The organism is Vibrio sp. RM-69-4, assembly GCF_024743775.1.
Taxonomy (GTDB): Bacteria; Pseudomonadota; Gammaproteobacteria; order Enterobacterales; family Vibrionaceae; genus Vibrio; species Vibrio anguillarum.
Window position 1 is genome coordinate 214,364 of record NZ_JAMQXI010000070.1, and the last position, 23,367, is coordinate 237,730.

The following is a 23,367-nucleotide window of genomic DNA, read 5'->3' on the forward strand; positions in this document are numbered from 1 at the left end:
CGCTTTACTAAATGGTGGGAAAAAGAAGTATGAAGGTGGTGCCTTGTCCCACTTCAGATTCGACCTGCATTTTCCCACCATGCTTTTCAACAATACTGTATGAAATCGATAAACCCAAACCCGTCCCTACGCCGACAGGTTTGGTGGTGAAGAAAGGATCAAACACCTTGTTGATGATGTCTTGATTCATGCCATGCCCATTATCTGCCACTGTCACCCTCACCCAGCGTTTCCCTTTTTCGACCACAGAATCTGTGCTAATCGTTAACTTTCCTTGTGCTTCGCAAGCGTGAGAGGCGTTAATAAATAGGTTCATAAACACTTGTTGTAGCTCTGCTGATATCCCATTGATTTTCGGCAAAGCCTCATCCAATCGCTGCTCGACCTCCATCGTATATTTAAATTGGTTCCAGACCATGTGTAGTGTTGATTCAATACACGAATTTAACTCACACTCGACAAATCGGCCATCACTGGAGTGAGAAACGCTTTGTAGGCTAGTGACAATGTCTTTTACGCGGAGCAATCCACCCGAAGTCTCTTGAAGCATGTCAGTTAAATCACTTTCGACAAAACCAATATCATGTCGTTGATAATAATCTTGATAATTGCGGTAGAAATCCGTGTTAGCAATTTCGGCTTTGTGCTGTGCTACCAAAGCGACAATTCCTATATAGGTGTGAGAGTAATCACGCAGCGTATTTAAATTACTCAGACAAAAACCGATTGGGTTATTGATCTCGTGAGCAACGCCAGCCGCCAGCAGACCGACGGAGGCCATTTTTTCTGATTGTACAAGCTGTGCTTGCGCGCTATGAAGTTGATCTAGAGTCTCTTGCAGCTCTAAAATTTTATCGTAAAGCTCGCGGCTTTTTTCTTGCAGTAACCGCTCTGCCAGCAAACGAGCCTGACGCTCACGCTCATAAATGCGTTGGTATTGCTCTATTTCACTCATGTTTGCCCTTAAAGGTGACAACAATTTCACAAAATGAAGCACCATGATGCATGCATTGGGGCTGCTCGATTTCGACTTCTTCACCAAATTGTTCTGAAGCGCCGATGATGAGTCCTTCCGCCGCAGCGCACAATTTTCTTTTCGAGGTGTAATACATGGTTAATCGATCGCCCTCGCTTTTACATTGAAATTGCGGCAAATAGGCATCGGGGTAGAGCCGCTTCACTTCTTTATGGATCACTTGATCGACCGAAATCAAAAACTCTAATAAGTTGTTTTTATTTGGATAATTTTCAGGAAGGCTGTTGTACAGGCGAGAAAATAGGTATTGCCCATAAAGCCGGACTAAATCATCAGTGGGGATGTTTTTCTGCTCGCTCAAATAAGCCACCATTGCAAGCAGTTCGTCATCGGAGTATTGCTCTCCAGCGGTGTAGATGCCTTGAGAGCTAGGTTTTAAATCCTCGAGCATTTGATCCCAAAACAGTGCGCCAAATTTTTCGATGACTAAATCAGAAAGAACGGTATAGATAATCCCTTGCATCTCACTACCTCGAACGGTTCAAAAGTACGATAAGTGTTGGTGACTAACCCTAAAGTAGCAAGTATGAGGTGTAAAAATTGATTTTTTTTGGATTAAACAAAAACCTCGAACGGGGTTCGAGGTTTGAAAAAGCACATTCACGTCAGAGTGGCATGCTGGTGGTGCTTACACTGTGCTGATTATGAGCAATGCTTACTTACGTACCGCAATCGCTTCAATTTCAATACCCACATCTTTAGGTAAGCGAGCGACTTCTACGCATGAACGCGCAGGGTAGTTTGCCACGTTATGCTCATCAAAAAATTTACCGTAGACTTCATTCACCGTGCCAAAATCATTCAGATCTTTAACAAATACAGTCATTTTTACGATGTCAGAAACCGTTAAGCCAGAAGACTCCACCACGGCTTTTACGTTGTCGAGAGATTGACGAGCCTGCACTGCGATATCTGCTGACACTTCGCCGGTGACTGGGTTGACTGGAATTTGCCCTGAAGTTAGCACCATATTGCCAAGATCGACACCTTGTACATAAGGGCCAATTGCGGCAGGAGCGGATTCGGTATGAAGTACTTTAGTCATGATTGTGTTCCATCTGTTTTTATGTGAAGGGTAGGCGTCAGTTTGCCTTTAAAGAAACGGCAGGTAAAGTGCAAAATGCCCCACTAAAGTGAGGCATCGATAGACTTAAACGGGGTTAATTATGACTCGCGTTCGGTCACAATCTCACGTGAGTAAACTTTCTCACAATACTTACATTTCAAACGAATATCGTTTTTCTTTTCGAAAACCTTAAAGCTGCTTTCGACCGGTTCATTGTGGGAAATACAGTTGCTGTTTGGGCAGGCAAAAACATCATTGATCTGCTCAGGCAGTGTCAACGCTAGCTTTTTCACCACTTGGTAGTTTTCGATTTGGTTGACAGTCGCATGCGGTGCATAAAGTGCTAATTTATTGGCTTGGGCTTCATTAATGAACACATTTTCAATCTTCAGCAGATCTTTTGCGCCCAGCGCGGAAGAGGGTAAATTTAAGCCAATCGTGACACGTTGATGAGAATTGTGCATATCGAATAACTTTAATACTTTAATACCGATTTGTGCAGGAATGTGGTCGATAACCGTGCCGTTTTTAATGGCTTCAACCTGCAATTGAGTCTCTTTAGTCATGGTTGGGGCTCCTTTATTACAGGGTTTCGTTTAACACAAGCGCCAGCAAAGCTTCACGGGCGTAGACCCCGTTTTCTGCTTGTTGGAAGAAGTAAGCGTGCTTCGTTTTGTCCACATCAACGGTGATTTCATCCACGCGCGGAAGCGGATGTAGCACTTTTAAGTTATCGCGCGCACCTTCAAGCATGGCGGCTGTCAAAATGTACGCCGATTTAATGTGCGCGTACTCTGATTCATCAAAGCGCTCTTTTTGGACGCGCGTCATATACAGAATATCTAACTGTGGAATAACGCTTTCCATATCGGTGTGCAGGCTGTACTCAATGCCTACATCATCTAACTCTTCGCAAATATAGTCAGGCATAGCCAGCGCATCCGGCGCAACAAAGAAAAAGCGAATGTGGTTAAATTTAGCCAAAGCTTGGGTTAAAGAATGGACGGTTCGGCCATATTTCAAGTCGCCAACAAAGGCGATATTAATGTTATCTAAACGGTCTTGTGTTTCGGCAATGGTGAACAAATCAAGCAGTGTTTGGGTTGGGTGCTGGTTAGCGCCGTCGCCAGCGTTAATCACAGGAACGCCGTTTGAAAATTCAGAGGCTAAACGCGCTGCGCCTTCTTGGGGGTGGCGCATCACAAACGCATCCACATAAGAGGAGATCACTTGTACTGAATCGGCCAGTGTTTCGCCTTTTTTCGCCAGTGACGTATTGCCACCATTATCAAAGCCAATCACGCTGCCGCCGATGCGTTGAATAGCGGTTTCAAAAGACAAACGAGTACGAGTCGACGGCTCAAAAAAGCAGCTTGCTACCACTTTGTGCTTAATCAGCTCTGGTTTTGGTTCCGCTTTGAGTTGGCCTGCGGTTTTCACAATCAATTCCAGCTCGTCACGAGAGAGCTCCGGAATCGAAATAATGTGCTTTTGATAAAGCGAATTCACCATGGTCGTCTTCCCTATAATTTTCTAGTAGCCATAAAAAAGCCCCCCAATAGGGAGGCTTTAAAAATCAAGAGAGGGGAAAAATAACGCGCCCAGTAAGTCAGCACGCTGACCTACATTGAATCGAATTGCGTTGTAGATGTGAATAACAACGTCCGTTTTCATGGCTACCCCTCAGACAAATTGCTGTGAATTATACGCTTTCGTTGTGTGAGCGCAAGCGATTACCTCGCAATCCTCTTCATCATTGGCACTGTCGCGGCGTTAGCTGCTTTCACTCACCCAAATCACTTACTCATGTAAGCTCATCGGGCTTCGTTCTCTTGCTGCCTTGCGACAGCACTAATGATTTTGAGGATTAAAAGTCGCTTTGGCACTGTCGCGGCGTTAGCTGCTTTCACTCACCCGAATCACTTACTCATGTAAGTTCATCGGGCTTCGATCCATTGTTGCCTTGTTTTTTAAGCGCCGAGAGTCGCGACCATCACAGCTTTGATGGTGTGCATGCGGTTTTCAGCTTCATCAAACACAATCGAATATTCAGACTCAAACACCTCTTCGGTGACTTCCAAACCTTTCATACCATATTTTTCCGCCACCTCTTTGCCTACGGTGGTTTCGTCGTTATGAAACGCAGGCAAGCAGTGCATAAATTTTACCTGTGGATTACCAGTTTGCTTAATCACATTCATATTGATTTGGTAAGGCGTCATTAAGGCCACGCGTTCATCCCATGCATCGGCTGATTCGCCCATAGAAACCCAAACGTCGGTATAGAGAAAATCGCATCCTTGCACGCCTTCTTGTACATTTTCAGTGAGCGTGATTTTGGCTCCCGTCTGCTTGGCAATTTCTTGGCAAGTGGTGACAAGTGACGCTTCTGGCCAAAACTGTTTGGGTGCGACGAGGCGAATATCCATGCCCATTTTTGCTGCGCCCACCATCAGTGAATTGCCCATGTTATTGCGTGCATCGCCTAGATAAGCCAGTGACACTTGGTGCAACTGTTTACCACGGCCATGCTCAATCATGGTTAAAAAGTCAGCTAAAATCTGTGTTGGGTGGAACTCGTTGGTGAGCCCGTTCCATACAGGAACGCCAGCATGTGCGCCAAGCTCTTCGACAATTTCTTGTCCAAAACCGCGATATTGGATGCCATCGTACATTCTTCCGAGTACGCGCGCGGTGTCTTTCATCGACTCTTTATGACCAATTTGCGACCCTGATGGCCCGATGTAAGAGACTTGAGCGCCTTGATCAAACGCGGCCACTTCAAATGCACATCGCGTCCGTGTTGAGGCTTTCTCAAAAATCAGCGCAATATTTTTACCCGCTAATCTTTTCTGTTCTGATCCGGCGTATTTCGCTTTTTTGAGATCAGCAGAGAGATCGAGCAGAAATTGGATCTCTTTCGGCGTGAAATCGAGCAGTTTGAGAAAGTTGCGGTTGCGTAAATTGAAAGCCATATCCCAGTCCTAAACGGTGAATGATGAATGGCCTTAGTAAAACATATAAATGCTAAATTTGTGAATAATTATTTTAAAATAAAGACGAGATATTAATAATATCTCGTCTAATGTGACTATAAATTCTCTTCAGCGAATTCGGCCAAGCGGCTGCGAACAACGCCGTTTAAGTGAATGTTGGCGCTGCCTTCAAAGTTTTTAAAGCGCTCAACCATGTAGGTCAAACCCGAGGTCACCGGGGTTAAGTAGTGGGAATCAATCTGCGCTAAGTTACCAGAACAGACAATTTTAGTGCCCTCACCACAGCGCGTGATGATAGTTTTGATTTGAGAAGCGGTTAAATTTTGACACTCATCGAGTAGCACAAAGGCATTTTGGATTGAGCGCCCACGCATAAAGTTGATCGATTTAAACTGGATATTGGCTTTATCGCAGATGTATTTGAGTGAACCTTCGGTGCAGTGATCGTTTTTGTGCAAGGCTTCCAATGTATCCGTAACCGCCGCCAGCCACGGCATCATTTTCTCTTCCTCTGTTCCGGGTAAGAAGCCGATCGATTCTCCGATATCTGGCGTGTTACGGGTGACGATAATCTTATCGAACATCTTCTTCTCAATGGTTTGTTCAAGAGCGGCGGCCATAGCGAGCAGCGTTTTCCCGCTACCAGCGGCTCCGGTTAAAATTACCAAATCAATGCTTGGATCAAGCAAGGCATCAAGAGCCATCGCTTGGTAGATATTTTTCGGGGTGATGTCCCACGCTTTGCGGTGCATCATTCTCTCGCGGCCAATATCAAGCAGCGTAATTTTTTCTGCGTTGATTTCATGCACGCGCGCCGCAAAATCGCTATCTTCATCAATGACATATTGATTAATAAAGGTCGGATCAAACGGCGCTTTATCTAACGTATGGAAGGCTTTTCCGCCGACGGTTCTACTCTCAACTTCATCGACGTTGTTCCAAAAATTTCCTTCACGAACTTGGAAGCCTTTGGTCAGGTACTGCACATCATCAATCAATTGGTCAGTGCGGTAATCCTCAACATAGCGCACGCCTGCACCTTTAGCGCGCAATCGCATGTTGATGTCTTTGGTGATGAGAACCACAGAACGTGGCGCTCGTTTCGCTTGCAGGTAAAGTACAGCGTTGAGGATACGGTTGTCGCCAGCTTTGTCAGTAAAGGCTTTGACGGTTTCTTGCAACTCAAAGTCGGCAAGGATCGAGATAGTTCCCGTCTTGCTGGCCTCTTTAGAAAATGGAATACCTTCGGTAATTTCGTCTGGGGTGGCATCGTGGAATAAGTGCTCTAAAGCACGAATAGCGACCCGCGCATCTCGTGCAACATCGCGTTTGCTGTCTTTGATCCGGTCAAGTTCTTCAAGAACGGTCATCGGAATGACCACATCATGCTCTTGGAAGGAGTAAATGGCTAAAGGTTCATGAAGCAGGATGTTGGTATCAAGTACAAACAGTTTCCGATCGGTATCGCCCATAAGCGTCTCCTTGCTGCTGTGCAGCGTGCTTAACAAAAGGTGCTAGCAAGTAGAGGTTATCGATCAATGGATGCCGGTAGTGACTCGATTGCTCGATGACTTACTGCAAGCCTGTGTTGATACTCATTGTCTGTTTGGTCTGCATGCTTCGTGCCAGAGTCATCCTTTTGACTGGCAAAGCAAGCATCGTTACAACAAGTATAGCAACCTTGTTTACTACAAATGCCACCGATTTCTTACAGTTTGATGTCAACCAAAAGTTGAAGAAAAAAATCTTGGTTATCCTTCGCTTTACACGTGACCTGTATCACGCCATCAAGTAAGATTAGCGACCTTTTTCTGCACCACACTCCAACAACAATCATAATTAGGAGTTGCCTTCACGTGGTAGCAGATCGATACAATCCATTCCAAATAAATAAGGTAGTCGATTCATGAGTTTTGCTTTGGGGCAACGCTGGATAAGCGATACAGAAAGTGATCTTGGTTTAGGTACTGTGGTAGCGCTTGATGCGCGTACTGTGACCTTGATGTTTGCTGCATCAGAAGAAAACCGCGTTTATGCACGCAGTGACGCCCCGGTAACACGAGTGACGTTCAATAGCGGTGATGTGGTTGAAAGCCAAGAAGGCTGGTCGCTACGCGTTGAGCAAGTTGTTGAAGAACAAGGACTACTCACTTATCTCGGTACGCGCGAAGACAACGATGAAAGCGGCGTGGCGCTACGTGAAATTTTCTTAAGCCACCAAATCCGTTTCAACAAACCGCAAGATAAATTGTTCGCAGGTCAAATTGATCGCATGGATAATTTTGTGTTGCGTTATCGCGCCCTCACTAACCAATATCAACAACACAAAAGCCCAATGCGTGGTTTATGTGGCATGCGCGCGGGCCTGATTCCTCATCAGCTTTATATCGCACATGAGGTTGGCCGTCGCCATGCGCCCCGCGTGTTATTAGCCGATGAAGTGGGGTTAGGTAAAACCATTGAAGCGGGGATGATCATTCATCAACAAGTGCTTTCTGGTCGCGCGGAACGTATTTTGATTGTGGTGCCGGAAACCTTGCAGCACCAATGGTTGGTGGAGATGATGCGTCGCTTTAATCTTCATTTCTCCATTTTTGATGAGGAGCGTTGTGTTGAAGCGTTCGCTGAAGCACACAACCCTTTTGATACTCAGCAATATGTGCTTTGTTCGCTCGATTTTCTGCGTAAAAGTCGTCAACGTTTTGAACAAGCACTTGAGGCGGAGTGGGATCTATTGGTGGTGGATGAAGCGCACCATCTAGAATGGAGCCAAGATAAACCAAGCCGCGAATACCAAGTGGTCGAAGGGCTAGCGCAAAACACCCCAGCGGTATTGCTGCTAACGGCAACGCCGGAGCAATTGGGCCGTGAAAGCCACTTTGCGCGTTTGCGTTTGCTCGATCCCGATCGTTTTTACGATTACGAGGCGTTCGTTGAAGAAGAAGAGCAATATGCGCCTGTAGCCGATTCCGTCAGTGCCCTGTTTTCGGGTGAGAAGTTGCAAAACGAAGCCAAAAACCAAATCACTGAGCTACTTTCAGAGCAAGACGTTGAGCCGCTGTTTCGCATTATTGAAAGCGATGCCGATGAAGAGAGCAAAGCCTCTGCTCGCCAAGAGCTGATTGATAATCTGATGGATCGCCATGGTACAGGCCGCGTGCTGTTTAGAAACACCCGCGCTGCGATTAAAGGATTCCCTGTGCGTAATGTGCACTTGATGCCGATGGAAATCCCCGCGCAATACACGACCTCGATGCGAGTGGCTGGCATGATCGGCGGTAAGCTCAGTGCTCAGGCTCGCGCGATGAAAATGCTCTACCCCGAAGAGATTTTCCAAGAGTTTGAAGGCGATGATGCAAGTTGGTGGCAGTTTGATTCTCGCGTGAATTGGCTGCTTGAAAAAGTGAAAGAGAAACGCAGCGAAAAGATTTTAGTGATCGCTTCTCGCGCTAGCACCGCGTTACAACTGGAGCAAGCACTGCGTGAGCGTGAAGGCATTCGCGCCACCGTTTTTCATGAAGGTATGTCGATTTTAGAACGTGATAAAGCCGCCGCTTATTTCGCACAAGAAGAGGGTGGCGCGCAAGTGCTTATCTGTAGTGAAATCGGCTCTGAAGGGCGTAACTTCCAATTTGCTAACCAGTTGGTGATGTTTGATCTGCCGTTTAACCCAGATCTTTTAGAGCAACGCATTGGCCGTTTGGATCGTATTGGTCAACACCGTGATATCGATATCCATGTGCCGTACCTTAAAGGCACATCGCAAGCGATTTTGGCGCGTTGGTTTGATGAAGGCTTGAATGCATTTGCTGAAACCTGCCCAACAGGCCGCGCTGTGTATGATAAATATGCCGATGATCTGATTGACATGCTGGCTTCGGGAAATATCGATACGTTGGATGAGATCATTGAACAGTCGGCAACGCTCAACAAAACGTTGAAGGCTCAGCTTGAACAAGGGCGTGACCGATTGCTTGAAATGCATTCAAACGGTGGCGAAAAAGCATTGAAAATCGTCGAAAGTATAGCATCAACGGATGGCGATACTAACTTGGTTACTTTCGCTTTGAGCTTATTTGATGCGATCGGTTTAAACCAAGATGATCGGGGTGAAAACGCGCTGGTGGTCACACCATCAGAGCACATGATGGTGCCAAGCTACCCCGGTTTGCCGTATGAAGGAGCGACCATCACTTTTGATCGTGATACGGCATTATCGCGTGAAGATATGAATTTCATCAGTTGGGAACACCCGATGATTCAAGGCGGGATCGACCTACTGATGAGCGAAGGCGTGGGAACATCGGCGGTTTCTCTGCTGAAAAATAAAGCTCTGCCTGTTGGGACTTTGCTACTTGAGTTGATCTATGTGGTGGATGCACAAGCGCCAAAACGCAGTGGTATCAGCCGCTTCCTTCCTCAAACACCGATCCGTTTGATGATGGATGCGCGTGGTAATGATCTCTCCGCGCAAGTTGAGTTTGAAAGCTTCAACCGCCAATTAAGCCCAGTGAATCGTCATTTGGCCAGCAAGCTCGTTACGTCGGTACAAAATGATGTGCATAGCTTAATTGCTGCCAGTGAAAGCCAAGTTGTGAGCCGTGTTGAAGCGATTCGTGAACAAGCGCAGAAAGAGATGCAGTCGAGCTTAAACGGTGAACTGGAGCGCTTATTGGCGCTTAAAGCAGTCAACCCGAACATTCGTGATGAAGAGATCAGCGCGATTGAAGAGCAGATTAACGAGTTAAGCGGTTACATCGGTAAAGCGCAATTCCAACTGGATTCGTTGCGTTTAATCGTTGTGACGCATAACTGATCCCTTTACTTGGCCCTTGTGGCGTTACATTAAAAATAACAAAGGCCTTTTTCGATAAGGCCTTTGTTTTGTCTGCTGTTACATAACCCACTTCCACCAAATAAATAGCGCTAAAAAGCCAAACAGATAAACAAGCCCTACGATAGACAGTGCTTTGAGTTTTTTTCCTACTGCGAGTTCAGCCGGTAAAGGTGTTTTAGTCACCAGAATATAATTGAGCAGCGCAAAAATTGGCGTGGTCATAAATGCCATGATCATCGCAAAATTCAGCATTGGCATCAGTGCAGAAGCCCAAAAGGCAATGATGGCCAGCGCTAAAGCCGATACCACGAGGACCCAAGCTTGGTAGCAACGTGGGCTTTGGCTCTCTTTGTTTTGCAAAAGACGTTGTGATTCTGCAATCACTCGTGAATAGCCATCAATGACGGTGATGGTACTGCCAAAAATACAGAAAAAGGCGATCACTGCAATTAAATAACGTGACCACTCACCTATGGTTGAAGCGTACAATCCGACCAATTGATGCGAAAAGCCGACGCCAGATTTCGAGAGCTCAACGCCTGTTCCGTGTAGTACTAAGGCACCAAGCGCCAAAAATACAATCGCCAAGATTGCAGTACCGATATAGCCCACATTGAAATCAAATAGTGCGGATTGCGGCGTCACTTGCTGCTCTTGGCATTGACGCTTGAGCCACACCGAAGTGATGCTCGAAATCTCAATGGGTGCGGGCATCCAGCCCATTGTCACCACCAAAAAACCGATCGCGGCGAGTGTCCAAGGTGAAGGTGAAATGGTTTCTACCACTATCTGCGCTGGGGTTGCGACGGCAATCACCACGGCGAGTAAGGTGGCGATTGTCAGTACTGCCATAATAATTTTAGAAAGTGAGTCGAGCGCGCGAAAGTGGCCTGCAAAAAGGATCAGCAAACAAGTGGTCAGCACAATCACGGAAAGAACAATATTGCCTAGCTCAAAAGGGACAAAATAGGCCAGTAAGCTGGCGCTAAACAGCAGTAACGCGGCGGTGTTTATAATGGCCGATACCACGCTTAAGAGGGCAAAAACCCATAAGTAAGCGCGCCCGAGATGAGCATAGCCTTGTACTAAACTTTTGCCTGTCCCCATGGTGTATTGAATGCCAGCCTTAAAAAAGGGGTATTTTAATAAGTTGACCAGCAAAATGAGGCCTGCGAGTTGCCAGCCATAAATTGCACCTGCTTGAGTTGACGCGACGAGATGAGAGCCGCCGACGGCTGCTGCTGCCATCATAATGCCCGGCCCGAGCGAACGAAGCAGTTGTGGCAGGGTTAAACGTTTGGCCGATTGATAAGGGACGCTGTGTTCCATTCTTGTTCCTTAGACTTGATGTTGTGTTATTTATAATTTTTGATTTTGAAGCTGACTTTAATGTCAAGCTCATCAATCAATATCACACCCAGTTAATCTGTCAATTTTAAGTTACATTTCAAGTGATATTTCTAAGCAAGGCTAACTTACTGACGATTTCATGATTTAACGAAACTAAGATGACTCTTCTCTATTGGCTTGGCGGAGAGGTTGTTATAATGCGCCGATTTTTTTAGGAGAAACCTTCGATGGCTATGCTTGAATACACGCCGCCCACAGATCCTTGGATTGATATTGTCTATGAAGATGATCAGATTCTCGCGGTGAATAAACCTTCAGGTCTGCTGTCGGTTCCAGGACGCTTGCCTGAGCATCACGACAGTATGTGGAGTCGTTTGGCTGAGCAATATCCAGAGATCCAAGTTGTGCATCGTTTGGATATGTCGACTTCTGGCTTGATGGTGCTGGCAAAAAATAAATACGCGGAAGGGGCATTGAAAAAGCAGTTTCAATACCGTTTAACGCATAAAATTTATTACGCTCGCGTATGGGGCGTAATGGAGCTTGACGAGGGGGTGGTTGAGTTACCTCTGATTTGCGATTGGCCAAATCGGCCTAAACAGAAAGTCTGCTTTGAAGATGGAAAACCATCAAAAACTTTATATCAAGTAGCGAAAAGAGAAGAAAAAACGACAATTGTACGTCTTCTTCCTGTAACTGGCCGTTCGCACCAATTACGTGTTCACATGCAAGCTTTGGGTTATCCGATTGTGGGTGATGAGTTTTATGCCCCGCAAGAAGCGCAAGATTTTTCCGATCGCTTAGCATTGCATGCCGCAGAGCTCAGTTTTTATCATCCAAAGAGTCATTGGCTGCGCAATATTTTTGTCGGCTGTGATTTTTATCCCGAAGCACAAGAGCAAATTTTGCAACACTTTGATCCTGAGCGAAAATTACCAGATTACAAAACGTTGCCCCGACCTTAGTGTGATGTGGGTGGCGACAAGGAGCTAATATGTCACTACCCACGGTTGTCTTTCTCGATAGGGCCACAATCCCTGCTTATATTCGATTGCCAAGCTTACCTTTTGCTCATCATTGGCTTGAGTTTGACTTTACTTCTGCCGAACAAGCGCTCGATCGCCTATCTCAAGCCGATATCGTAATCACCAATAAAGTGGTGCTGGATAGGGCGCTACTCTCACAATGTCCGAAATTGCGCTTGATTGCTGTGTCGGCCACAGGCGTCAATAATGTCGATATCGATTACTGTCGTGAAGCAGGCATCGCACTGGTGAATGTTCAAGGCTACGCCACCCGTTCTGTTCCGGAACATGTCGTTGGGATGATTTATGCCTTAAGGCGTAACTTGTTTGCTTATCATCAAGATATTGCCAATGGCGAGTGGCAGCGCAATCAACAATTTTGCTTTTTTACTCATCCGATAGGGGATGTTGCAGGTTCAACGCTTGGTATTGTGGGGAGTGGCGCGCTCGGACAGGCAACTGCAACGTTGGCACGAGCGATAGGCATGCAGGTGATATTTTCTGAACGAAAGGGGGCCAAGTTATGCCGACAAGGTTTTATGCCCTTTGAACAAATGTTAGCGGAGGCGGATGTTGTGAGTTTACATTGCCCATTGAGCGAGCAAACCCGAAACCTGATAGGTGAGAACGAATTAAAGATGATGAAGCCTAATGCATTGTTGATTAACGCAGGCCGTGGTGGTTTGGTTGATGAGCAAGCACTTGTGACAGCATTGAAATCTGGGCAAATTGCTGGCGCTGGAGTGGATGTATTCAGTCGAGAACCAGCGGATAAAACAAATCCCTTACTAGCCAATATGGATTTGCCAAATTTGTTACTCACACCACACGTGGCATGGGGTAGTGACTCAGCTATTTCACAATTGGCAACGATTTTGATGGATAACATTGCCGCGTTTGAGCGTGGAGAGCACAAAAATCGCGTCTGCTGATGGCGTGAATAAATAAAAAAGGTCGGTATTTTCACACCGACCTTTTTAATGGTAACGCAATCGCGATTATAGCGCGGCTATTGTCGCTTTCTGTTCTTCCAGTTTAACCAAGGTATCTTGATAGCCATTCAGCTTTTGACGCTCGATAGCGACAACGGCTTCGGGTGCTTTAGCGATGAACCCTTGGTTATTGAGTTTGCCTTCAATGCGTTTGATTTCGCCTTGAGTTTTAGCAATCTCTTTTGCTAAGCGCTCTAGCTCCGCATCTTTATCAATCAAACCAGCCATTGGGATCATCAGCTCAGATTGACCAACCAGTGCCGTTGCACAAGCGGGAGTCTCTTCACCCTCTTCAAGAACGCGTAGTGCCTCCAGTTTAGCCAGTGACAACAGTACCGCTTTGTTCGCTTCTAAACGTGCCACTTCTTGCTTGTTGGCGGCTTTTAGCATCACGTTAAGAGGTTTGCCTGGGTTGATATCGTACTCGGCACGTAGGTTGCGAATGCTAGTAATAAAGGCTTTCACCCATTCGATATCATCCAGCGCCGCTTGGTTGAAGTTCGCTTCATCGTACTGAGGCAGCGCTTGCAGCATGATGGTATCCCCTTCAACGCCGTCCACTAATGGCTTAATGCTTTGCCAAATAGTTTCAGTGATATACGGGATCACTGGGTGCGCGAGGCGTAATGTTTTCTCTAATACCGTAATTAATGTACGGCGTGTTGCACGTTGCTGCGCTTCACTGCCTTTCCATAATACGGGCTTAGTCAGCTCTAAGTACCAGTCGCAGAATTGGTTCCAGATGAATTCGTAAAGGGTATTTGCCGCCATATCTAAACGGAAGTTGTTGATATGGTTGTTGAACTCTTTAGCCGTCAATTCAAATTGAGACTCGATCCATTTATCGGCTAACGAATACTCAAGCTCGCTACCTGCGTTAAAGCCACAATCGAGATCTTCGGTATTCATCAACACGTAACGGCTCGCGTTCCAGAGCTTGTTACAGAAGTTGCGGTAACCTTCTAGGCGTTTCATGTCCCAGTTGATATCACGACCGGTTGAAGCCATCGCTGCTAGCGTGAAACGCAGTGCGTCGGTTCCATAAGGTTCGATACCATTTTCAAAGGTTTTACGTGTATTTTTCTCGATCTTGGCTGCAAGCTGTGGCTGCATCATGTTGCCACAACGTTTTTCAACCAGAGACTCAAGATCAATACCATCGATCATATCGATAGGATCAAGCACGTTGCCTTTAGATTTTGACATTTTGTCGCCGTTTTCATCACGGATAAGGCCTGTGACATAAACAGTTTTAAATGGCACTTGTGGTTTGCCGTTCTCATCTTTACAGAAGTGCATGGTCATCATGATCATGCGTGCAACCCAGAAGAAGATGATGTCAAAACCAGTAACAAGAACGTCAGACGGGTGGAATGTTTTTAGTGCCTCAGTATTTTCTGGCCAGCCTTGTGTACCAAAAGTCCAAAGAGCGGATGAGAACCAAGTATCCAATACATCATCATCTTGGCGCAGTACCACCACTGGGGCTAGGTTGTTTTGTTCGCGCACTTCTTCTTCGCTACGGCCGACATAAACGTTGCCGTCGTTGTCATACCAAGCAGGAATACGATGACCCCACCAAAGTTGGCGTGAGATACACCAATCTTGCACGTCACGCATCCATGAGAAGTACATGTTTTCGTACTGCTTAGGCACAAATTGAATCTCGCCATCTTCAACGGCTTTGGTTGCGACTTCCGCTAGTGGCGCTGTGCGTACGTACCATTGGTCGGTCAGCATCGGTTCGATAACCACACCACCACGGTCACCGTAAGGAATGGTGAGGTCGTGATCTTTGATTTCTTCAAGCAGGCCGAGAGCTTCAAATTCAGCTACGATGGCTTTACGTGCCGCAAAGCGCTCCATGCCTTGGTATTTAGCAGGTAGATCGCTGCTGTAAGCGTCACTTGGTTCACCATTGGTGTTGAACACTTCGGCGGCGTCACGAATGTTGGCATCAAAGGTGAAAATGTTGATCATCGGCAGTTGGTGGCGCTTACCGACTTCATAGTCATTGAAATCGTGAGCAGGGGTGATCTTCACACAGCCTGTGCCTTTTTCCATGTCTGCGTGCTCATCGCCCACGATAGAAATGCGACGATTGACGATTGGCAGCATGATCTCTTTGCCGATCAGAGCTTGGTAGCGTGGATCTTCAGGGTTAACCGCTACGCCTGTGTCACCCAACATGGTTTCAGGACGAGTGGTCGCAACAACAATGTAGTCTTTACCGTCTGCTGTTTTTACGCCGTCAGCCAGTGGGTAACGGAAGTGCCACATGTGACCTTTGACGTCTTTGTTTTCTACTTCTAGATCAGAAATTGCAGTGTGCAGTTTTGGATCCCAGTTCACAAGACGTTTACCACGGTAGAGTAAATCTTCTTGGTAAAGGCGAACAAACACTTCTTGAACGGCATTGGATAGGCCCGCATCCATAGTGAATCGTTCACGATCCCAGTCTACCGATGCGCCAAGGCGGCGAAGCTGTTTAGTGATGGTTCCACCTGATTCGCCTTTCCACTCCCAAATTTTGTCGATAAACGCTTCGCGACCGTAGTCATGCTTGGTTTTGCCTTCTTCAGCAGCAATTTTACGTTCAACCACCATTTGGGTAGCAATACCGGCGTGGTCTGTACCCACTTGCCATAAGGTATTTTTGCCTTTCATGCGTTCGCAGCGGATCAAAGTATCCATAATGGTGTCTTGGAATGCGTGACCCATATGAAGGCTACCAGTGACGTTCGGCGGTGGGATCATGATGCTGTATGCTTCTTTTGATGTATCACCGTGAGGCTTAAAGTAGCCGTTCTCTTCCCAAGTCTGATACAGAGCTTGTTCGATTGCTGTTGGGTTATATGTCTTTTCCATAGTGCTCTTAAATGGATACTGTGAATGGTTAATCTTAGTCAAACTTCATAAGTGAAGGATCTTGTTAAAGATCGCCTTAACTATAAGGTTTGACCTATGGATGTTGGATCTCGATTGTTTGCAATTGGTAGCCAGCTTGACGGTAGATTTTATACCTTTCGCGTGCTCGTTGCTTTGCTTTTTCTTCGCAGGGGACGAAGTCTACCACCTCAGCAAAGGCGTTCGCAAAGGTTGTATGATTATCCGCCACATTTATTACCAGTTGACGATTCCAATTGGGTTTGACGTTGGGGTAGCCAATCTCGATATGAGTAGAGTATTTCGGGCCTTCACCCACCAGATTGTGCGCGACAAACTGTTCTGCAGGCACTTGCCATAAATGTTCGGCAAACTGTTCAGCGTGAGTTTTATCATCACAATGCAGATAAATTTTTGCCCCTTGTTTGGCGAAGTGATGAGCCAGAAATAGGATATATTGCTCAAAGCCTGCCTGCGTTGCTTGAGGGCTTTCTTCGTTCACAATGTAAAAGGTGGCTCGCTGCATGTTGTCACCTACTATCTAATCGCTCATCAACAAAAAAGGGCCTTGCGGCCCTTTTCACATTTTGAGGTTATTCCTCAGACTCTTGGCCGCTGCGGTTCAATAAGAACTGGACGAGCAATGAGACGGGACGACCTGTTGATCCTTTTGCTGCTCCTGACTTCCATGCCGTGCCAGCAATATCCAAATGCGCCCAGTTATATTTCTTAGCAAATTTAGATAAGAAGCAGCCAGCGGTAATCGTACCACCAGGGCGACCACCGATGTTTGCCATATCAGCAAATGGACTCTTTAGCTGCTCATGGTACTCGTCGGCCATTGGTAGACGCCATGCGCGATCGCTTGCTTGTTCTGAAGCATTAACCAATTCATGCGCTAATGGGTTGTGGTTTGAAACCACGCCACTGATGTGGTGACCTAATGCAATCACACAAGCGCCAGTTAGTGTTGCCACATCTACCACGCAATCGGGTTCAAAACGCTCAACGTACGTGAGTGCATCACATAGAACTAAGCGACCTTCGGCATCGGTATTGAGTACTTCAACCGTTTGGCCAGACATAGTCGTGAGAATGTCACCAGGGCGATAGGCATTGCTGCCTGGCATGTTTTCACAACCGGCTAAGATACCCACGACATTTAATGGCAATTTCAATTTAGCCAATGCTTTCATTGCGCCAAAGACTGACGCCGCACCGCACATGTCATACTTCATTTCATCCATGCCTTCGCCTGGTTTTAATGAAATACCGCCGGAATCAAACGTTAGGCCTTTACCCACCAACACAATTGGTTTTGCATCTGGATCTGGGTTGCCTTTGTACTCAATGACCGACATCATCGACTCATTTTTTGAGCCACGACCGACAGCGAGGTAAGAGGTCATGCCCAACTTTTCCATCTCTTCTTCACCAATGATTTTGGTGGTGACGCTCTCGTAGTCGTCCGCTAAGCGGCGCGCTTGAGATGCAAGATAAGCTGGGTTGGCAATGTTTGGTGGCATATTGCCGAGATCTTTCGACGCTTTCACACCGGATGCAATCGCAAGGCCGTGTGTAATCGCGCGCTCACCTAAGTTAAGCTCACGGCGAGTCGGTACGTTAAAGACAAGTTTGCGCAGTGGGCGGCGAGTCTCAGGTTTCACGCTCTTGAATTGATCAAAGGTGTACAGACCATCTTTCGTTGCTTCAACCGCTTGGCGTACTTTCCAATAAGTATCGCGGCCTTTAACGTGTAGTTCAGTCAGAAAACATACGGCTTCCATTGAACCCGTTTCGTTCAGTGTGCTGATGGTTTTTTGAATGATTTCTTTGTACTGACGTTCGCCTAATTCGCGCTCTTTACCACAACCTACCAGTAAAACGCGTTCAGACAGAACACCAGGGACTTGATGCAGCAGTAGCATCTGGCCGGGTTTACCCTCGAGATCACCACGGCGAAGTAGTGAACTAATATAGCCGTCGCTGATTTTATCAAGCTGCTCTGCTACTGGAGAAAGGCGGCGTGGTTCGAACACTCCAACAACGATACATGCGCTACGTTGTTTCTCTGGACTGCCACTTTTTACACTGAACTCCATGCGTACTCCTACATCCTGAAGACAAATAGAACTAAATGTTAGATAATGCGCTCTTAGTGGTTGAATCCGAGTTTGGATCTACTTTTAATTGAACGTCTAACAGTTAGTGAAAATTTTAAAAATAAAAGGTTCAACGGGAAATTATAGTGATTCAATCAAAAAAACAAGTTTTGTATAGGTAATTTCAGCGTGATTATTGTTAGATATTTGATCCGCGAGACACTCAAGAGCCAATTTGCGATCTTTTTCGTACTGTTTCTCGTGTTTCTTAGCCAACGATTTATTCGCGTTTTGGCTGAAGCTTCCGATGGTGACATTCCGGCACGAATGATCTTATCTATTGTGAGTTTAAATATGCCCGCAATGGGGTTATTAATGCTGCCTTTGAGTTTGTATATCGGCATCTTACTGACTTTTGGGCGTTTGTACGCAGAAAGCGAAATTACGGTGATGAATGCCACTGGCATCGGCAATAAATTTTTGATCCGTGCTGCACTCTATTTGGCTTTGATCACTTCAGGTGCTGCAGCATTTAACGCATTCTGGTTGGCGCCTTGGAGCCAAGATAAAGAAGCACAATTAATGGAGCAGCTTGCAGCAGAAAATAGCGTTGATTTGCTACAGAAAGGACAATTTCAACGCACACCGGATGGTTCCTCAGTAGTTTTCATCGAAAATATTGAAAACAAAAAACTGCATAATGTGTTTGTTGCGCAGCTTGCACCAAAGGATTCGATACTTCCAAGTGTGATGTTCTCTAATTCTGGTGATGTTAAAGAGCTCAGTGATGGCCGTCAGATGATCACCATGTATGACGGGATTCGCTATGAAGGCGTGCCAACACGCGTTGATTATATGATCACAAAATTTGACGAATACGAAGGTTTAATTGGGCAGCGTGAAGTTAAACCCAAAGGACGCGATTGGGAGGCGTTACCGACATCTAATCTGCTTTCCAACCCGGATCGAAGAGCGAAAGCTGAGTTGCAATGGCGAATTTCTCTGGTGATTTGTATTCCGTTACTCACCATGCTGGTGGTCCCTTTGTCGGCGGTTAACCCTCGGCAAGGACGCTTTGCGAAAATGGGACCTGCAATCTTAATTTATTTGGCCTATTTTATGGCCATCAGCGCAACCAAGTCCGCCATTGAAGATGGCTCACTTGCTACGGTGATCGGTATGTGGCCAATCAATGCTGCGTTACTTTTGGCGGCGATTTCAGTGAATATCATGGACAGTGTGCCAGTGCGGCGCTTCAAAGATAAACTAAGACTAAAGAAGGCAGCATAACGCGTGTTTAAGATTTTAGATTTATACGTCGGCCGTACTATTGTTGCGACAACCTCGCTAGTGCTGGCGACCTTTGTTGGTTTGTCCGGCATTATCAAATATGTTGAGCAATTGAGAAAAGTCGGGGAAGGAAGCTACGATTTACTGCAAGCTTTACTGTTTGTTGTGTTGAGCATTCCTCGTGATATCGAGATGTTTTTTCCTATGGCCGCCTTACTCGGTGCGTTGATTGGGTTAGGTATGTTGGCATCAAGTTCTGAGCTCGTTGTCATGCAAGCTGCGGGGTTTTCTAAGCTTAATATCGGTATGTCGGTATTAAAAACCGCAGTGCCATTAATGATCATTGTCACCTTGCTTGGCCAATGGGGAGCACCCCAAGCGCAGAAGATGGCGCGAGATCTGCGCGCTTTTTCTCTCTCTGGCGGTAGTATTGTTTCAGTGCGTAGCGGTGTGTGGGCTCGCGATGTGAATGATTTTATCTTTATTGGTAAAATTGATGACAACAAACTCTATGGCTTAAATATGTGGCGCTTTGATAACAATAAGAGTTTGCAAAACATCCTTTTTGCCGAAGAGGTGGATTACGATAAAGACAATCAATGGGTAATGAAAAATGTTCAAATCACCGACATGCGCGATGATGTATTGATAACAAAGCAAACATTACCCGAATATCGTTGGACGACTTCATTAGCTCCAGACAAACTAGCAGTGGTCACGGTCAAGCCTGAAGAGTTGTCACTGAGTGGCTTGTATGATTATGTCAGCTATTTAAAAACGTCGGAGCAAGATGCTTCACGGTACGATCTGGCGTTGTGGCGTAAAATTACTCAACCTTTTTCTATTGCTGTGATGATGCTAATGGCACTATCGTTTATTTTTGGGCCATTGCGCAGCGTTACTATGGGCGCAAGGATTTTGTCAGGCGTGATTGCAGGCTTTACATTTTATATTTCCAGTGAGTTTTTCGGCCCACTGAGTCTTGTTTATGGTATCCCACCAGTGTTTGGTGCCGTCGCACCCAGTTTGGTGTTTCTCAGCGTTGCCGTAATGTTGTTAAGACGAAAACTCTAAAAATGACAGGTAAGAACTATCAACAAAAAGGAAGGGCAAACCTTCCTTTTTGTTATTCCGGCTCAATTAACTTTAGGAAGTACCACTACTTTAGTTTTGGCCCAAATATCTTGGAACCCTCTTTTTTGTTGATCAAAGGGTACGGTGAGGTTTGCCAAGCCAAAGCCTGAGGTGAACAAACGTATTAAAGCTTGCGTGGCGCTGATTGAATTTCCATCTTGTTCGTTAATTATCAAAAGTCGCCAAGCACGCATCCCTAATGTCTGGCCTGCTCTTGTCCAGAAAAAGACGAAGAAGTAGACCCAGACAGCGGCAAGGTAAAATGTGTAAACATAGCTCCAAATGGGATGACGAGTGAGAAGGTCGCTGACATCTGCATACGAGCCATAGCTCATCACATTCAACGCAACGAGAGCTTCTAATATAGCAACGACAACACCAGCAGCCATCATCTCAAGAGCAATGATGATTAATGCATCGTAAATGAGCGCACCAAATCGGCGTAGTAATCCGGCAGGCGGTAGAGAAATAGAGTTACTCATCATATCTAAACATCTTTTGTATTCGCGAAATTGCAGCAGCATATAGCCTCGAAGAGGATCTGAAAAGAGAAGAGACGCACAGCTTGAAGGTTTGTGGCGAAAATATCGGCAAACGATTTGTATTTCAATATTTTGTTATTGCGCCAATAACTTTCTTACGTATAATGCCAACCATCAAAGGGCAATGCCCAAGATGCCGGTGTGGTGAAATTGGTAGACACGACGGATTCAAAATCCGTTTCCTTCGGGAGTGGCGGTTCAAGTCCGCCCACCGGTACCATAATTTAAACAACAAAGCCTCGACAAAAGTCGGGGCTTTGTTGTTTTTTTCCTCGAAATAATAGTCCACTATCTTAGATAAATGGGACTCTTTTGATAGCCTTCACATACTTCTATATTGAACAGCGCACATTTCTCGCTTCTAGCCATACACATTTATATCAACACTACTAATATGTAGTTGATGAACTTTTGAGTGGCTTCTTTTAAACTCATTAACTACTTAGTACTTAAGGTGTTATATAAATTGTGGCAAGCATAAAAATCACAGTAGATAGATTGCAGCCTGGCCTGCACATTAAGTTGCCCGTAAAGTGGAACGAACACCCCTTTCTTTTTAATAGCTTTAAGATTAAATCCCAAGAACAGATTCAATTGATAAAACACTTGGGGATTCAACATGTTTATATCAATCCTGCGCAAAGCGATACTCAACCCTTACCTGTCAATACGCAGCCGGAAGCCATAGAAGAATCTTCAGAGATGGAGAGTGAGGCTGAAAAATTGTGGGAAGAGAAGCAGAAACGGATTGAAAAGTTGAACGCATATCGTAGGCGAGTTCTAAACTGTGAAAAAGAGTTTGAGCGTTCTCTATCCCGTATGCGTGCGGTAATGAACAAGATACGCAATCGGCCAGAGGATGCGATAGATGAAGCTTCAATTTTGGTTGAAGATATCGTCGATAAGCTACTGAGTGAAGATAGCGTTACGCTGCATTTAATGAATGGCAAAAGTGAGTTTGAAGACATCTACTTTCATTCACTCAACGTTTCGGTCATTGCAATGATGATAGGAAAAGCGAAAGGGTATGATGCTCAAAAAATCAAAGAACTTGCTTTTGCTGCGCTGTTTCATGATATAGGCAAAATTAAGGTTCCCACCGCGATTGTTAGAAAGAAAACAACACTGACAGAGCCCGAACAAAATTATCTCAAATTACATACTAAGTATGGTTTGGATATTGCGAGTCATATCGATAGCTTTCCAGAAAGTGCAAAGAGAGTAATAGAACAGCATCATGAACTTAATGATGGCAGTGGGTATCCGCTTGGTTTAAAGGAAGCGGCTATTGATGAGCTTTCACAGGTCATTACGGTCGCGAATGTATTTGATAATTTGTGTCATCCCAATATCGTTGCAGAGCAGAAGATTCCTTATATTGCACTTTCCTATATGTATAAGCATTGTAATCACTTATATAGTAACGAAAACTTAAACGTATTGGTTAAATTTATGGGTGTTTTCCCTCCAGGAACCGTTGTTCAGCTTTCTAACAATATGGTTGGGTTAGTCATCTCCGTAAACGCTAGTCACTTACTATATCCTAATGTATTGATTTACGACCCTTCGGTTCCGCGAACCCAAGCGCCCATTATTGATTTAGCTGATCGAGATTTGAAAATTGTTAACGCCATTCTTCCGCATAAACTTCCGGATAAAATCCGAGACTATCTTAACCCACGCTCTAGAATCTCTTATTTCTTCGATAGTGATGAGTAATATGCTTCTTTGTACTGCCTCAGTGCGAGCTTTCATTGACGAAGAAAAGCACGCAATATGAAGTGTGTCACCTTAATGCTCTGGTGATAACAAGGAGATTTAGAGAGGGAAATAGGTCGCTAATTAATCGATATTTAACGCTTTGGCGTCTTTTTGTTCACTTGAGCTATCAGAAGGTACTTTTTTCTAAAAACCGCTTGCACTCATCTTCGTTCTCCCTATAATGCCGCCTCACTGACACGGCACAGCCAGTAAGGGTTCAAGCCCAGCGAGCAGCCAATCAGTAGGTCAAATCGGTAAGACGAAATAATTTAATAAAGTGTTTGACACTTTTCATTATCTCGCTAGAATGGCCGCCTCTTCAAAGGAAGCCTCGGCAAGCCAGAGAAGAA

Annotated in this window: 18 protein-coding genes and 1 tRNA gene; 7 read left to right on the top strand and 12 right to left on the bottom strand. The window is 45.5% G+C overall.

Annotated elements, in window-relative coordinates:
- Window positions 1-7 precede the first annotated feature (7 nt).
- The 7 genes from NB504_RS11525 to NB504_RS11555 all read right to left on the bottom strand — a co-directional run bounded on the left by NB504_RS11525 (window position 8) and on the right by NB504_RS11555 (window position 6,570).
- Window positions 8-955: a sensor histidine kinase gene (locus NB504_RS11525; RefSeq protein ID WP_017049799.1), complete on the bottom strand. Its 948-nt coding sequence runs from the start codon at window positions 953-955 to the stop codon at window positions 8-10.
- Window positions 948-1,499 carry a heme NO-binding domain-containing protein gene (locus tag NB504_RS11530; protein ID WP_013855985.1) on the bottom strand — a complete coding sequence of 184 codons (552 nt, stop codon included), beginning with the start codon at window positions 1,497-1,499 and terminating at the stop codon, window positions 948-950. Before NB504_RS11530 ends, NB504_RS11525 begins: the two co-directional genes overlap by 8 nt.
- A gap of 192 nt (window positions 1,500-1,691) precedes the next feature.
- Entirely contained in the window at window positions 1,692-2,081 is a 390-nt protein-coding gene (locus NB504_RS11535; protein WP_013855986.1) for a RidA family protein, read from the bottom strand.
- Window positions 2,082-2,200: 119 nt separating this feature from the next.
- Entirely contained in the window at window positions 2,201-2,668 is a 468-nt protein-coding gene (pyrI, locus tag NB504_RS11540; RefSeq protein WP_010318833.1) for an aspartate carbamoyltransferase regulatory subunit, read from the bottom strand.
- Window positions 2,669-2,684: 16 nt separating this feature from the next.
- Window positions 2,685-3,614 (bottom strand): aspartate carbamoyltransferase, encoded by a 930-nt coding sequence (gene pyrB, locus NB504_RS11545; RefSeq protein ID WP_081245156.1) that lies wholly within the window; start codon window positions 3,612-3,614, stop codon window positions 2,685-2,687.
- 458 nt (window positions 3,615-4,072) lie between these two features.
- The gene (gene argF, locus NB504_RS11550; protein ID WP_013855990.1) at window positions 4,073-5,077 is read right to left on the bottom strand and encodes an ornithine carbamoyltransferase; all 1,005 of its coding nucleotides are present in this window, start codon (window positions 5,075-5,077) and stop codon (window positions 4,073-4,075) included.
- Window positions 5,078-5,193: 116 nt separating this feature from the next.
- Window positions 5,194-6,570 carry a PhoH family protein gene (locus tag NB504_RS11555; protein ID WP_258428932.1) on the bottom strand — a complete coding sequence of 459 codons (1,377 nt, stop codon included), beginning with the start codon at window positions 6,568-6,570 and terminating at the stop codon, window positions 5,194-5,196.
- A gap of 434 nt (window positions 6,571-7,004) precedes the next feature.
- Here NB504_RS11555 and rapA point away from each other — a divergent pair, with 434 nt between their 5' ends.
- Complete coding sequence (gene rapA / locus NB504_RS11560; protein ID WP_013855992.1) at window positions 7,005-9,914, top strand: RNA polymerase-associated protein RapA; 2,910 nt, start codon at window positions 7,005-7,007, stop codon at window positions 9,912-9,914.
- A 78-nt stretch (window positions 9,915-9,992) separates the two neighbouring features.
- Here the strand turns inward: rapA and NB504_RS11565 are convergent, their stop codons facing one another.
- Window positions 9,993-11,264: an NRAMP family divalent metal transporter gene (locus NB504_RS11565; protein ID WP_088721303.1), complete on the bottom strand. Its 1,272-nt coding sequence runs from the start codon at window positions 11,262-11,264 to the stop codon at window positions 9,993-9,995.
- A gap of 248 nt (window positions 11,265-11,512) precedes the next feature.
- On the opposite strand from NB504_RS11565, the gene NB504_RS11570 reads away from it, so the two are divergent.
- Window positions 11,513-12,250, top strand: coding sequence for an RluA family pseudouridine synthase (locus NB504_RS11570; RefSeq protein WP_064625906.1), 738 nt, complete (start codon window positions 11,513-11,515; stop codon window positions 12,248-12,250).
- Between the two features lie 29 nt (window positions 12,251-12,279).
- Window positions 12,280-13,242 carry a D-2-hydroxyacid dehydrogenase gene (locus tag NB504_RS11575; protein WP_064625905.1) on the top strand — a complete coding sequence of 321 codons (963 nt, stop codon included), beginning with the start codon at window positions 12,280-12,282 and terminating at the stop codon, window positions 13,240-13,242.
- Between the two features lie 66 nt (window positions 13,243-13,308).
- On the opposite strand, the gene NB504_RS11580 is transcribed toward NB504_RS11575, so the two are convergent.
- The 3 genes from NB504_RS11580 to pepA all read right to left on the bottom strand — a co-directional run bounded on the left by NB504_RS11580 (window position 13,309) and on the right by pepA (window position 18,290).
- A complete protein-coding gene (locus NB504_RS11580; protein ID WP_258428933.1) occupies window positions 13,309-16,170 on the bottom strand; it encodes a valine--tRNA ligase in 2,862 nt (953 codons plus the stop codon).
- Between the two features lie 94 nt (window positions 16,171-16,264).
- Window positions 16,265-16,714, bottom strand: coding sequence for a DNA polymerase III subunit chi (locus tag NB504_RS11585; protein WP_013855996.1), 450 nt, complete (start codon window positions 16,712-16,714; stop codon window positions 16,265-16,267).
- Window positions 16,715-16,781: 67 nt separating this feature from the next.
- Window positions 16,782-18,290 carry a leucyl aminopeptidase gene (gene pepA, locus NB504_RS11590; protein ID WP_010318842.1) on the bottom strand — a complete coding sequence of 503 codons (1,509 nt, stop codon included), beginning with the start codon at window positions 18,288-18,290 and terminating at the stop codon, window positions 16,782-16,784.
- 189 nt (window positions 18,291-18,479) lie between these two features.
- On the opposite strand from pepA, the gene lptF reads away from it, so the two are divergent.
- Together lptF and lptG are read left to right on the top strand one after the other, a co-directional pair.
- The gene (gene lptF, locus NB504_RS11595) at window positions 18,480-19,580 is read left to right on the top strand and encodes an LPS export ABC transporter permease LptF (protein ID WP_013855997.1); all 1,101 of its coding nucleotides are present in this window, start codon (window positions 18,480-18,482) and stop codon (window positions 19,578-19,580) included.
- Between the two features lie 3 nt (window positions 19,581-19,583).
- On the top strand, window positions 19,584-20,654 hold the full coding sequence (lptG, locus tag NB504_RS11600) for an LPS export ABC transporter permease LptG (RefSeq protein ID WP_013855998.1): 1,071 nt from the start codon (window positions 19,584-19,586) through the stop codon (window positions 20,652-20,654).
- 62 nt (window positions 20,655-20,716) lie between these two features.
- On the opposite strand, the gene NB504_RS11605 is transcribed toward lptG, so the two are convergent.
- The gene (locus tag NB504_RS11605; RefSeq protein WP_013855999.1) at window positions 20,717-21,238 is read right to left on the bottom strand and encodes an RDD family protein; all 522 of its coding nucleotides are present in this window, start codon (window positions 21,236-21,238) and stop codon (window positions 20,717-20,719) included.
- A 153-nt stretch (window positions 21,239-21,391) separates the two neighbouring features.
- Between NB504_RS11605 and NB504_RS11610 the strand changes: the two genes are divergently transcribed.
- A tRNA-Leu gene (locus NB504_RS11610) sits at window positions 21,392-21,476 on the top strand.
- Between the two features lie 248 nt (window positions 21,477-21,724).
- Entirely contained in the window at window positions 21,725-22,975 is a 1,251-nt protein-coding gene (locus NB504_RS11615; protein ID WP_017045406.1) for an HD-GYP domain-containing protein, read from the top strand.
- The last annotated feature ends 392 nt before the right edge of the window (window positions 22,976-23,367 follow it).

Bases quoted from the DNA above. Each gene is read 5' to 3' on its own strand.
- NB504_RS11525 (WP_017049799.1), bottom strand. From the start codon at position 955: ATGAGTGAAATAGAGCAATACCAACGCATTTATGAGCGTGAGCGTCAG.
- NB504_RS11530 (WP_013855985.1), bottom strand. From the start codon at position 1,499: ATGCAAGGGATTATCTATACCGTTCTTTCTGATTTAGTCATCGAAAAA.
- NB504_RS11535 (WP_013855986.1), bottom strand. From the start codon at position 2,081: ATGACTAAAGTACTTCATACCGAATCCGCTCCTGCCGCAATTGGCCCT.
- pyrI (WP_010318833.1), bottom strand. From the start codon at position 2,668: ATGACTAAAGAGACTCAATTGCAGGTTGAAGCCATTAAAAACGGCACG.
- pyrB (WP_081245156.1), bottom strand. From the start codon at position 3,614: ATGGTGAATTCGCTTTATCAAAAGCACATTATTTCGATTCCGGAGCTC.
- argF (WP_013855990.1), bottom strand. From the start codon at position 5,077: ATGGCTTTCAATTTACGCAACCGCAACTTTCTCAAACTGCTCGATTTC.
- NB504_RS11555 (WP_258428932.1), bottom strand. From the start codon at position 6,570: ATGGGCGATACCGATCGGAAACTGTTTGTACTTGATACCAACATCCTG.
- rapA (WP_013855992.1), top strand. From the start codon at position 7,005: ATGAGTTTTGCTTTGGGGCAACGCTGGATAAGCGATACAGAAAGTGAT.
- NB504_RS11565 (WP_088721303.1), bottom strand. From the start codon at position 11,264: ATGGAACACAGCGTCCCTTATCAATCGGCCAAACGTTTAACCCTGCCA.
- NB504_RS11570 (WP_064625906.1), top strand. From the start codon at position 11,513: ATGGCTATGCTTGAATACACGCCGCCCACAGATCCTTGGATTGATATT.
- NB504_RS11575 (WP_064625905.1), top strand. From the start codon at position 12,280: ATGTCACTACCCACGGTTGTCTTTCTCGATAGGGCCACAATCCCTGCT.
- NB504_RS11580 (WP_258428933.1), bottom strand. From the start codon at position 16,170: ATGGAAAAGACATATAACCCAACAGCAATCGAACAAGCTCTGTATCAG.
- NB504_RS11585 (WP_013855996.1), bottom strand. From the start codon at position 16,714: ATGCAGCGAGCCACCTTTTACATTGTGAACGAAGAAAGCCCTCAAGCA.
- pepA (WP_010318842.1), bottom strand. From the start codon at position 18,290: ATGGAGTTCAGTGTAAAAAGTGGCAGTCCAGAGAAACAACGTAGCGCA.
- NB504_RS11605 (WP_013855999.1), bottom strand. From the start codon at position 21,238: ATGCTGCTGCAATTTCGCGAATACAAAAGATGTTTAGATATGATGAGT.